Annotated in this window: 11 protein-coding genes; 6 read left to right on the top strand and 5 right to left on the bottom strand. The window is 55.7% G+C overall.

Features of this window, described 5'->3' with window-relative positions; genetic code table 11:
• Positions 1-6: 6 nt before the first annotated feature.
• Entirely contained in the window at positions 7-1,179 is a 1,173-nt protein-coding gene (locus ABLV75_RS01775; RefSeq protein ID WP_004105775.1) for a hypothetical protein, read from the top strand.
• Between the two features lie 137 nt (positions 1,180-1,316).
• Here the strand turns inward: ABLV75_RS01775 and ABLV75_RS01770 are convergent, their stop codons facing one another.
• Both ABLV75_RS01770 and ABLV75_RS01765 read right to left on the bottom strand, forming a co-directional pair.
• Complete coding sequence (locus tag ABLV75_RS01770) at positions 1,317-2,705, bottom strand: DASS family sodium-coupled anion symporter (protein WP_004105776.1); 1,389 nt, start codon at positions 2,703-2,705, stop codon at positions 1,317-1,319.
• 164 nt (positions 2,706-2,869) lie between these two features.
• A complete protein-coding gene (locus tag ABLV75_RS01765; protein WP_224238653.1) occupies positions 2,870-3,217 on the bottom strand; it encodes a hypothetical protein in 348 nt (115 codons plus the stop codon).
• A gap of 33 nt (positions 3,218-3,250) precedes the next feature.
• Between ABLV75_RS01765 and ABLV75_RS01760 the strand changes: the two genes are divergently transcribed.
• Together ABLV75_RS01760 and ABLV75_RS01755 are read left to right on the top strand one after the other, a co-directional pair.
• Positions 3,251-4,621 (top strand): cystathionine beta-synthase, encoded by a 1,371-nt coding sequence (locus ABLV75_RS01760; protein WP_004105779.1) that lies wholly within the window; start codon positions 3,251-3,253, stop codon positions 4,619-4,621.
• A gap of 10 nt (positions 4,622-4,631) precedes the next feature.
• Positions 4,632-5,777: a PLP-dependent aspartate aminotransferase family protein gene (locus tag ABLV75_RS01755; RefSeq protein WP_348854878.1), complete on the top strand. Its 1,146-nt coding sequence runs from the start codon at positions 4,632-4,634 to the stop codon at positions 5,775-5,777.
• A gap of 78 nt (positions 5,778-5,855) precedes the next feature.
• Here ABLV75_RS01755 and ABLV75_RS01750 read toward each other — a convergent pair whose 3' ends face one another.
• The gene (locus ABLV75_RS01750) at positions 5,856-6,755 is read right to left on the bottom strand and encodes a LysR family transcriptional regulator (protein ID WP_004105783.1); all 900 of its coding nucleotides are present in this window, start codon (positions 6,753-6,755) and stop codon (positions 5,856-5,858) included.
• Between the two features lie 98 nt (positions 6,756-6,853).
• On the opposite strand from ABLV75_RS01750, the gene ABLV75_RS01745 reads away from it, so the two are divergent.
• The 3 genes from ABLV75_RS01745 to ABLV75_RS01735 all read left to right on the top strand — a co-directional run bounded on the left by ABLV75_RS01745 (position 6,854) and on the right by ABLV75_RS01735 (position 8,270).
• Positions 6,854-7,456, top strand: coding sequence for a short chain dehydrogenase (locus tag ABLV75_RS01745; RefSeq protein ID WP_004105785.1), 603 nt, complete (start codon positions 6,854-6,856; stop codon positions 7,454-7,456).
• A 106-nt stretch (positions 7,457-7,562) separates the two neighbouring features.
• A complete protein-coding gene (locus ABLV75_RS01740; RefSeq protein WP_004105787.1) occupies positions 7,563-7,901 on the top strand; it encodes a hypothetical protein in 339 nt (112 codons plus the stop codon).
• Between the two features lie 180 nt (positions 7,902-8,081).
• On the top strand, positions 8,082-8,270 hold the full coding sequence (locus ABLV75_RS01735; RefSeq protein ID WP_004105789.1) for a hypothetical protein: 189 nt from the start codon (positions 8,082-8,084) through the stop codon (positions 8,268-8,270).
• Positions 8,271-8,599: 329 nt separating this feature from the next.
• Here ABLV75_RS01735 and ABLV75_RS01730 read toward each other — a convergent pair whose 3' ends face one another.
• On the bottom strand, positions 8,600-9,781 hold the full coding sequence (locus ABLV75_RS01730; protein ID WP_004105794.1) for a PLP-dependent aminotransferase family protein: 1,182 nt from the start codon (positions 9,779-9,781) through the stop codon (positions 8,600-8,602).
• Between the two features lie 266 nt (positions 9,782-10,047).
• Positions 10,048-11,919, bottom strand: a complete 1,872-nt coding sequence (gene gss / locus ABLV75_RS01725) for a bifunctional glutathionylspermidine amidase/synthase (protein WP_004105796.1) — start codon at positions 11,917-11,919, stop codon at positions 10,048-10,050.
• Positions 11,920-11,930 lie beyond the last annotated feature (11 nt).

Here is an 11,930-nt window from a genome sequence, read left to right as displayed (position 1 = left end):
AATAGAATGAAGTGGTTTGTTTTTATGTTCGTTACTACCGTAACGGCACTCACCGTCACCCCCGAGGTTAAAAGCGGATCGTTTGATCCAGTAACCGGCGCTTATACTACCGATCCGATAACCGTCACGCTGACGCCAAAGACCGTTACGGCCAGCGCGTCGGTAATCCCTGACGGTGAAAAAGTTTTTTGGGCACCCGCCATCGGTAGTGGTAATTATGTTCAAGAAAATGGGCTGATTTACTGGGGATCGCATACTTATAGCATGACAAGTAACACTGTCGCCACAGCTGCCGCCGCCTCAATTAATGCCAGGGGAACCTGTACTGCAACCGCCAGCGGTGCATCTCTTACCATAAACGGCTGCTTCACCTTTAAGGTCAATTACGATATACGCATGGGCAAAGGTGCCACATGTAAATCTTTTTTCGGTTCGGGGAATGAACCATACGTTATAAGTTCGTTTGGTACTTTCGTTCAATTGAAATCTAATAATAATGGGTCACAAAGCACTCGATCCTTGACCCGTCCAGATTCAGCAAATGTCGGTGTAACAACGCTTACTTACCCACGTCAGACTTTCACGACAATGCCATCATCATCCTCCTACGATACAAATCTGCAGGCTACACTTTCTGCCGCAACGCCACCAAGTGTCTTTCTTTACTGCACTGTAACGCAAGGCGCCCTTACATCTTTGGCCAGTGGATCGACAATCAGCCATTCTTTTATACTGGTGCCTTCAGGCAAACGACCCGCCTACGCCCCGACGATCAGTTATTCACCGGCCTTACCTATCACCAATACTATCGCCGTTAATATACGCAATATTGCTGCGATAGAAATTCTCCCCAGCACGGTATTCAACACCGGAACTATCTCCGCGTGGCGCACCACCTATATGGAACAGCCGCTTACCGTAACCGGACAGGGCAATTTAACCCGCAAGTTTGGCGCATCAGAAAACTTTAACGTTATTGAATCCTGGAGCTGTGCGGCAACAGGGCAAATCGATTTTCGAATAATGCGCGACAATACCAACACCAATGTCTGTTCAGGGGCAACCTATACCCATACCGTGCAAACGCCACAGTCGTTGACGGCACAGTGGAAAGCGTTAAATCAGACCTCATCAGGCGCATGGAGCGCGGCGGCAACGGTCACCTTTACGCTGCCCTAGATTATTGGCTTAATCGTTAATGCCCGGCATCGCTTTATACTGGCGATGTCGCCGATGACAAAAGCGCGCCCCGCCTGTCGCTCAAAGAGAGTCACCCCGACACGGCGGCCTGCAATGACCGCCGCGCTGCGTTTAAGTTATAACCAAAACAACATGCTAAAACCGGTCAAAACGACGATACAGGCGATATTCAAAAACAGGCCGGCGCGCATCATCTCCTGCTGCTTGATATGGCCGGTGGCGAAAACGATAGCGTTTGGCGGCGTCGCCACGGGCAGCATAAAAGCGCATGAAGCCGCAATGGCAATCAATACCGACAGAATCACAGGCGACATGCCGAACGCTTCGGCCACTGAGGCAAATACGGGAATAAGCAAAGCGGCGCTGGCCGTATTACTGGCAAACTCGGTCAGAAACACCACGAATGTTGCAATCACCAGGATAATAATAAATATCCCCATATGAGCCACCATCCCGCTAATCTGGTTTGCCAGGAACAGACTGGTGCCCGTCTCTTTCAACACATTACTTAAGCAGATACCGCCGCCGAATAATAACAGCACGCCCCAGTCAGCCGTTTTTTCTATATCCTTCCAGTGAACCACCCGGGCGAAATTGACTAATATAATGGCGCCTAATGCCACAATGGTATCAAAGGATTTAAAACCGCCCAGCAGGTCGTTAATGGGTCCGCTGAAAATCCAGAAGAATACGGTAAGGCCAAAAATAGCCAGGGTGACAACTTTGCCTTTATCCCAATCGACCTGCTCAGTATTCGTTTCAAAGGTTCCCTTAAGTTCCGGCCTGAACACGAGGTAAAGAATCGCAATAGCGACAGGCAGTAAGACGATCATTGCCGGGAAACCGAACTTCATCCAGTCAAAGAAGGAGAGCCCCACCTCGGCGGCGGCAATCGCATTCGGTGGACTGCCGACGATCGTCGCCATCCCGCCAATGCTGGCGCTATAGGCAATCCCCAGGAGCACAAACACATAGGTCGAATGGCTGTTTTTGCCATCGACTTTACTCAGGATCCCCAATACCAGCGGCATCATCATTGCGGCCGTCGCCGTATTACTGATCCACATTGACAGCAGCGCCGTCACGCCAAACAGCATAAAGACCGCGAGGCTCATTTTGCCCCTCGCCATCGCTAATACTTTATCGGCAATGACTTTATCCAGCCCCTGCACATGCATCGCCGCCGCCAGAGCAAAGCCGCCGAGGAAAAGGAATATCGTAGAGTTAGCGAAACTGTTTAGCGCCGCCTGGGTATTAAATACTCCCAACAGCACAGCCATAACGGGAACCATTATTGCCGTAACGGTCACGTGCAGCGCTTCCGTTAACCATAATACGGCGATAAAAGCGAGCATACTCAGTCCCATGACCACCTTCGGCTCATAGGGTAGCGTGTTGTAGAGAACGATAAACAGAACAATATCGAGCAAAATGATGATGCTGTTACGATTAAAAAACCACTCGTGGGTATTGGTAGGTAAAGGACTCATGTCGTTTTTATTCATAGTAGCTTCCTTGTAACTGGTTACGACTGAATCATTACATGTATATGTCTTTCAGGTATAAATTATGTTCCTGTTCTGTTAACTGGATCGTACCAGACAATTTCCTGGCTGATTAACCTGCAGGGCAGGATATTTTTGGAAAAAGGGTTCCTGATATATATTTTTTATTGAAACGAGAAGGAGCATCTTATCAGGAATAATTCATCCATCTGAATTTGTTCCGTTGAACAATGTCCCGGTATACCGGCGCTGATATTTTCGCTGGCACCTGAAAATTGCCGCTGGAAACTATCGAATATTTTTGGCAATCCTTTTCCGAAATAGAGATAAAGCAGCGCGTAAAAACGGATAATTCGGCGAAAAACCGGGCAAAAGCGCGCTATTCTGGAAATCGACACGCCCAGGCGGCTAACAACCTTTCCCTCCGGACGGCTAAAAAGCATCTTATATTCCTTTTTGCTCTTAGCGGCAGACAAAAGTTCTTTAAAATGCCAATTTTGCAGCCCTACCATTCAAATCATCTCGATACGAATGGGCAAAATGTTATGACAGTTTTTCATTCCGTTAGCGACCTGATTGGTCATACTCCCCTGCTGCAGCTTCATAAGCTGGATACCGGCCCCTGCAGCCTGTTTCTGAAACTGGAAAATCAAAATCCCGGCGGCTCGATAAAAGACCGCGTCGCGCTATCCATGATTACGCAGGCAGAGCGCGAAGGAAAATTAAAACCCGGCGGCACGATTATCGAAGCCACCGCCGGCAATACCGGCCTCGGGCTGGCGCTGATCGCCGCGCAGAAAAATTATCGCCTGATCCTGGTGGTGCCGGACAAAATGAGCCGCGAGAAGATTTTCCACCTGCGCGCGCTGGGAGCGCAGGTACAGCTTACCCGCTCGGACGTTAACAAAGGCCATCCCGCCTACTATCAGGACTACGCCCGGCGTCTTGCCGACGAAACGCCAGGCGCCTTTTATATCGACCAGTTTAATAACGAGGCTAACCCGCTGGCGCATGCCACCACCACTGCCCCGGAAATCTTCCGGCAGCTGGAGGGCGATATCGACGCGATTGTCGTCGGCGTCGGCTCCGGCGGAACCCTCGGTGGGCTACAGGCCTGGTTTGCTGAACACTCCCCGAAAACGGAATTTATCCTCGCCGATCCGGCGGGCTCCATTCTGGCGGACCAGGTCGAAACCGGGCGCTACGGTGAAACCGGCTCCTGGCTGGTTGAAGGGATCGGCGAAGACTTTATTCCGCCGCTGGCCCATCTTGAGAGCGTCCGCAGCGCATACCGCGTCACCGATAGCGAAGCTTTCGCCACTGCCCGCCAGCTGCTGCAGGTTGAAGGCATTCTGGCAGGCTCCTCTACCGGAACGCTGCTCACCGCCGCCCTGCGCTACTGCCGGTCGCAGACATCCCCTAAACGCGTGGTGACTTTCGCCTGCGACAGCGGCAATAAATATTTATCAAAGATGTTTAACGATGACTGGATGCGCCAGCAGGGCTTTTTAAGCCGCCCTTCGCGCGGCGATCTCAGCGATTTTATCGCTCTGCGCCACGACGAAGGGGCAACCGTTACCGCCGCGCCGGACGATACCCTGGCGGCCATCCTCGCGCGTATGCGTCTCTACGACATCTCACAACTACCGGTGCTGGAAAACGGCCGCGTCGTCGGCATCGTCGACGAATGGGATCTGATTAGCCACGTCCAGGGTGACAGTCAGCGCTTTTCTCTGCCGGTCAGGGAAGCGATGACCCGTAACGTGGAGACCCTGGATAAGCACGCGCCGGAAAGCGCGCTGAAGGCCATTTTCGATCGCGGTCTGGTGGCCGTTATCGCCGACAACGATCGTTTTCTTGGCCTCATTACCCGCAGCGATGTGCTGACCACCTGGCGTAACCGACTCGAACAGTAAGGACTTCTCAATGACAAATTTGCATACTCTGAGCGTACATAGCGGCACATTTACCGATGAACACGGCGCGGTGATGCCGCCTATTTATGCCACCTCCACCTTTGCCCAGCCCGCGCCGGGCCAGCATACCGGGTACGAATATTCGCGCAGCGGCAACCCGACGCGCCACGCGCTGGAGACGGCGATTGCCGACCTGGAAAGCGGCACGCGCGGCTACGCCTTTGCTTCCGGCCTTGCGGCCATCTCAACCGTGCTGGAGCTGCTGGATAAAGACAGCCACCTGGTCGCCGTCGACGATGTTTACGGCGGCACATACCGGCTGATTGAAAACGTTCGTCGCCGCAGCGCCGGCCTGCGGGTGAGCTGGGTGAAGCCCGACGATCTGGCGGCCATCGAAGCGGCTATTCAACCCGATACGCGCATGATTTGGGTTGAAACGCCGACCAACCCGCTGCTTAAGCTGGCCGACCTTAGCGCCATCGCCGCCATTGCGCGGCGGCACAATATTATCAGCGTTACCGACAACACCTTCGCCTCGCCGGCCATCCATCGTCCGCTTGAGCTGGGCTTTGATATCGTGGTGCATTCGGCGACCAAGTACCTTAACGGCCACTCCGATGTCGTCGCCGGACTGGCGGTGGTCGGCGACAACGCTGCGCTGGCGGAAAAGCTGGGCTATCTACAAAACGCGGTTGGCGGCGTGCTCGATCCGTTCAGCAGTTTCCTGACGCTGCGCGGTATTCGTACCCTGGCGCTGCGTATGGAGCGCCACAGCAGCAATGCGCTGCTGCTTGCCGAGTGGCTGGAGCAGCAGCCGCAGGTCGAAAGGGTCTGGTTCCCGTGGCTGGCCTCGCATCCGCATCATCAGCTGGCGCGCAGGCAGATGGCGCTTCCCGGCGGGATGATTTCCGTGGTGGTCAAAGGCGACGATGGCTACGCCGAGCGGATCATACGCAAGCTGAAGCTGTTTACGCTCGCAGAGAGCCTCGGCGGCGTGGAAAGCCTGGTGAGCCAGCCGTTTAGCATGACCCACGTATCGATCCCGCTGGAGCAGCGTTTAGCCAACGGCATTACTCCCCAGCTGATTCGTCTGTCGGTAGGGATAGAAGATCCGCAGGATCTGATCGCCGACTGGCGCCACGCGCTGCGCGACTAAGCAGATTGCCCGGCGGTGCCTGACGCCTTGCCGGGCCAACAAGACCCCCATAGCGTCAGGCCGCCGCCCGGCAGAAAATTAAGCGGTCCGCCCGTTCTGGCGTTGCCCCTGCAGAAGATGCTCAACAAAGCGCGTCAGCTTCGGCAGCGGCCGCAGATCCTGCCGCCAGAGCAGGTGAACCGGCCTCGGCTGCGGGGTATACGCCTCCAGCACGCGCACCAGTTTACCGCTCTCCAGCGCATCGGCCAGCAGGACTTCCGGCTGCAACACCAGTCCGGCCCCGGCGATCGCCGCCGTTCGCAGGGCATAGCCGTCATTGCAGCGCAGGACGGCATCGCGCTTCCAGCGGACGCCCTCCTCCGCGCCAGGCAGCTTCCACTCATTGCGCGCGGTCCACACCGTATGCGACAAACAGAGGTGATCGGCCAGGTCAGCAGGCGTCGTCGGCGTACCGTAGCGGGCTAAATACCCGGGCGCGGCGCAGATCGTCATCCGGTAGGGCGCGAGATATTTTGCCACCAGATCGCTATTGCGGATCTCGCCGATGCGGATCGCCAAATCGAACCCCTCATCCACCAGATCGACCATCCGGTTAGTCAGATCCAGCTCCACGCGCACGTCGGGCCATGCCTGCAGAAACGTGGCGGTCAGCGGAGCAATGACGCAGGCGCCAAACGACGTCGGCGCGCTTACCCGCAGCGTGCCCGCGGGCGCGATCCGCAGCCTCTCCACCGCGCTCTCGGCGATTGAAACCTGCTCCAGGACGCGTTTCGCCTCGTCAAAATAGACCCGCCCGGCGTCGGTGAGGCTCTGGCGGCGGGTATTGCGCTCAAGAAGACGGGTATTAAGCTGCCGTTCGATCAGCGCGATATATTTCCCGACCATCACCGCCGACATCTCGAGCCGCGCCGCGGCGTCGGTAAAGCTGCCGCACTCCACGACCGCAATAAAGGTCTCCATCGCCCGTAGCTTATCCATATTACAAACCTCAGGTTAGTAATCATTTAACTTTCAGCCAGTTTATCCGCTATCTGTTTTATTAAAGAATAGCCTCTCATCCGAGAGAGGAACCTGCTATGAAAATCATCGTTATTGGCGCCAGCGGTACCGTTGGCCGCGCGGTTGCGCAAGAATTAAACCAGCGTCATGAAGTTATTCGCGTCGGCCGCACTCAGGGCGACTATCAGGTTGATATCACCTCACAGCAGAGCGTGCAGAGCCTGTTTGAGAAAATCGGTCAGGTAGACGCGATTGTTTCCGCCACCGGTAATCTGTTCTTTGGCCCGCTGGCGACCATGACCGATCGCGATTTCAACCAGGGCTTACAGGATAAGCTCCTGGGGCAGATTCGCCTGGCGCTGACCGGCCAGCATTATCTTAACGATGGCGGCTCGATTACGCTGATTAGCGGGATCGTGGCGCATGAGCCTATCGCTCAGGGCGTCAATGCCACCACCGTGAACGCCGGGCTGGAGGGGTTTGTTCGCGCCGCCGCTTGTGAACTGCCGCGCGGGATCCGTATTAACCTGATTAGCCCCACTGTATTAACGGAATCGGCGGCAGCCTACGACGGTTTCTTCCCCGGCTTTGCCAGCGTCCCTGCCGCCAGCGTGGCTCAGGCCTACCGTCGCAGCGTGGAAGGCGTTCAGAGCGGGCGGATCTATCGGGTCGGCTATTGACCGACACCGCAGCGGGCTGGAGTCAGGCTGCCGGCCCGCGACGGCGCTTACATCCTGTGCCTGCAGCGGTTACACTGGTTCTTCAATTTGCTTTTTTGAATCACTCATGCTGAAGAAACTCGCTTTTATTATCCCGCTTATCGCGCTTATCGCCCTGCTTATCTGGTGGTTCACGCCGCGCTACTCCGCAGAGGACGAAGCGTACTACCGCTCCGTTTTCTGCGTGATCGACCACCAGGATAGCCAGACATTTCTCCGCGATATGGAAAATATCATTGAAGGCGGCAATTCAGATTATGCGCTGCATAAAGCCCATTACGTTCCCGCGCTGGGCCAGCGGATGCTGGACACCTGGCAGCAGCTCACTCCGGAAGAGCAGAAAAGCCTCGGCCAGGATCAGCAGCGCTGCCGCCAGCTGATGAGCGAAAAACAGCGTTCACGCTAAACAGGCGCGCGGCGTAAAACGCAGCGCTGAAAGGAAAGGTAAAACAGAAATGATGTTTCACAAGGTGATGGACAGCCGCAGCCCTCATGACGACTGCGGTTGCCTTTACCAGAAAAAGTAGTTGATCTGGTAGCGACTAGCTCTTATTTTGCTTCTCAGTTTTTAAACGAGATGAAACTGATGCCTACTATTACCGCCAGTAGTATGAAAGAAGCAAAAGAGTTAATGAACTGTGGCAAATACAGAGAAATCGTTCTCAATTTCGATATTGATGCTGACGATTTCTTCACCCTCGCCACCTCACAATCAGCCACAAAAGTGACCATTACGGACAGAAACAATCGCTCATCGGTAAAAGCAGAAAAATAATAAAAACCCCTGAGGCTTCTTATGTTGTTAGCTATTGGTACCATCGCTGTCGCTTTTCTCTCCTCATTGATGCTGATCTGGCTTGACGATCGCATTGCCGACCAGGATTAAACCCCGGGCTGGCGATAAGCCGCCAGAACCCCAGCACTACGTTTCTCTCGCCCGTCGTCAGCGATGACGGGCGATGCCAAAACCGCTCACGCCATTCAACTTCAGCTCCCCTCATTGCGCTCGCCGGACAGGCAAGGATTAGCCTGAATTCAGGCCGTTAATAGAAGAAACGTGGGCGGAGAGCGCTCCGCGCCGACCAGCGGCGCGAAGCAAGGCGATTACAGCGATTTCGCCAGGCGCTCGACGGCGGTCATCAGACCGTCAGCCGATACCGTAGAGTAGGAGAGACGCAGCGTGCGGGTATCCGGGTTGTCGTTATAGAACGCTTCCCCAGGCACGTAGACCACGCCGTTTTCCAGCGTTTTCTTCATCCATTCCATGGTATCGAACGGATAGCGGAAGCGAGCCCACAGGAACATACCGCCTTTAGGACGGCTGAACTCCAGATGCTCGCCAAGCTGCGATTCCAGCGCGTCGGCCAGCGCCACGCACTTCTTGCGGTAATCTTCGCGGATCAGGGCAATCTGCTTTTCCAGACGGTTCATGCTCAGGTATTCCGCAGTGATGACCTGCGATAGCATGTTGGTGTGCAGATCCGCCGCCTGCTTGACGATCACCGTCTGCTGCGCCAGCCAGTCCGGCATCACGATCCAGCCAATACGCATCCCCGGCGCGAGGATCTTGGAGAAGGTGGAGGTATACACCACCTGATCGACACAGCCCAGTTCAACCGCGTGCTGATACAGCGGACGGCGCACTTCATCGGTGAAGCTGATTTCACCGTACGGATCGTCTTCAATGATCACGAAGTCGTGCTTTTTCGCCAGCTCAACCAGGCGACGACGGCGCGCTTCGCTGAGGGTCTTCCCGCCTGGGTTGCCAAACGTCGGCACCAGGTAAACGGCTTTCACGCGCGTGGTTTCCAGCAGATCGGCCAGCTGTTCCACCAGCATGCCGTCATCATCGGTATCCACGCTGAGAATATTGGCCTGCGCCAGCTGGAAGACCTGCAGCGCCGCCAGATAGGTCGGGCGCTCAACGACAATCGCATCGCCCGGATCGAGGAGCGTGCGGGCGACGATATCCAGCGACTGCTGCGAACCGGAAGTGATATAAACGTGGCTTGCCGGGCAGTCCACGCCGCGCGCCTGACACAGTTCGCTGACGGCCTGACGCAGCGGCGGATAACCTTCGGTCAAACCGTACTGGAACGCATCGTTAAAGCGCCCGTTCATCACCTGCTGCACCGCCAGGTTCAGGCCTTCGGTATCAAAAAGCTCCGGAGCCGGAATGCCGCCGCCCAGGGAGATCACGCCGGGCAGTTTACTGTGCTTGAGGAGTTCGCGGACGGCGGAGGGCTTAAGTTCACCCGCGCGGGCGGCGAGTCGCCGATCGTGCATACTATTTTCCTTTTCTGTCTTGTTGTTGTGATGTTTTATCTGTTTTTTACCGATAACTCCCCCGGTCGCACTATGCTCACTGGGGCTACGGGTTCGTATGTTCGGTAGCCCGGACAGATGCGCAGCATCGCCTCCGGGATATTCTTCAGCATCCTGCGGCCTTCCCCCGGGAGCGGCGCGATGCGCCTTGCCCGGGCTACAAATGCCGCAGGTGACGAGAACCGCAGCCCGGATAAGGCGCTCACCGCCGTAATCCGGGATAAAATTTAACGGCTATCGTTGTCTTTTAGCACGATTAGCGGCTCAATATCGCTCTCTTTTTTGACCACCAGAGAATCGTCTCCGCGCAGGCAGGTACCGCCATAGTTACCGCCAACCGTAAAGGTGCAAACCTGGATGTATTTGCCATCCACCTTCGGCAGGCACCACAGCTGCTGGTAAATATTTTTGCGATCGAAAAACTGGCCGCTGGTTTTATCCAGCACTTCATCCTGCGGGCCAATCAGATCGATATTGCTGCCGCAGCGGCCTGAGATTGGCTTAACCGCATAGCCGCTTTCCGCCAGCTGCTCGTTGACCACAAAATCGGTATCCAGGAGATAGCGATGATTAGGGAACAGCGACCAAAGCACTGGCAAAATCGCCTTGTTGCCGGGGATAACCGTCCACAGCGGCTCGAAGACTAACACTTCCGGGCGCAGCAGGACGTCAATCAGACGCACTTCATTATCAGGGTGCCCGGTACGGATCGGCACCGCCGCGTACTCGTCGGCGCTGACTTCGCGCACCTGCTCAATGGCGGTCTCCCATGCCCAGGTTTTCCAGACGCAGTTAACCAGGCGTCCATCGGCATCAATTAACTGCCCGGCGGCATCCCAGCGTAGCTCATCAAGGCCGTAAAGAATTTTGCTCTCGAAACCGGCCTGCGTCAGCGAACGCTGGATAAACTGCGCGTGGTAGTTCTCCTCCAGATCCTTATCCTGCATGATGTGCACGAATGGGCGCGCCCGGCTGTGCTTCCACGCTCCGGCAAGCTCATCGAGCAAGTTTTCCGCCGGGTTATGGCCGGTGCCGCAGTAGCCCTGCTTCAGCCACTGTTCGAGGATCAGCCCGCCTTCGGTATGACAGGACGCGGAGTCGGCGTTGTACTCATACACCTTGAGCCCGCGCTCATCCATACAGAAATCCATACGACCGGTAATCATATGATGGCGTCGGCGCTGCCACGAGAGGCGCAGGCGCGGCCAGAGAATTTTCGGAATATCAAACAGGGCCAGCAGGCTATCGTCCTTCATCACCTTGTCGGTAGCGTGCAGGTACATCAGATGCAGCTCGTTGGTGGCTTTGATGAGCTCCTGCTCGGCGCTTTCGGTAATAGTGAAATACTGGTAAGGGTCTTTATTGATGACGTGGCCGTTGGCTTCGACATAGGCTTTTTGCAGGGAATCTTTCTCGTTGAGCCAGTTGCCGCGAAACTGGCCTTTGTTCGGCAACCGCGCGCCTTTAATCGCCATCGCCTCACCCGGCAGCACTGGCTGCGGCAGGCTGTGTTCGGTATCGGCGGTTTGGATCATCCAGCCGAGGATTTCGGTATCGGCAAAGGTGTCTTTAATCGTGTAGAGGCCATTTTTCACTTCCAGCGTCAGCTCGCGGGTCCACTGCTGCCCCTGCGGTAGCGGCGAGTGAATCACGTTCTGTTCGGCGATCCTCACCTTGTTCCCTACCAGCTGAGTAATGACCGCCACGTGGCCCGTGTGCTTGAACTCGCCGCCTTTCTGCCAGATCAGCAGCGAGCCGGCGATCGGCGGACGACGAGAGCCGTTGGCGAACGCCTGCAGCGGCAGAATATTGTCGTTGACCACCTCGCGTAAAAAACGCAGGGAGAAAATCTCGTAGGCCATGCCGACATCGGTGAAAACAAAACCGTAGGTGAGGAACAGAAAGCGGCGCGCGAACTCCACGCACTGCCATTTATGCCCCATATACTCATTACCGATATAGCTGCGGAACGTGGCGTCATCCGGATAATCTTGCGGATTTAAGCTACTGTAATTAGATGAATAAATCGCCACGCCGCCCGGTGCGTAGCCTAATAGTGTACCAAACGGGGCGTCACTGCTTGTCGAACCTTTGCTCATTTAGCCTGACC

The sequence above is a fragment of the Klebsiella sp. CN_Kp066 genome (assembly GCF_040065135.1).
Classification (GTDB): Bacteria; Pseudomonadota; Gammaproteobacteria; order Enterobacterales; family Enterobacteriaceae; genus Klebsiella; species Klebsiella oxytoca.
This window is presented reverse-complemented; position numbering and strand designations above follow the sequence as displayed.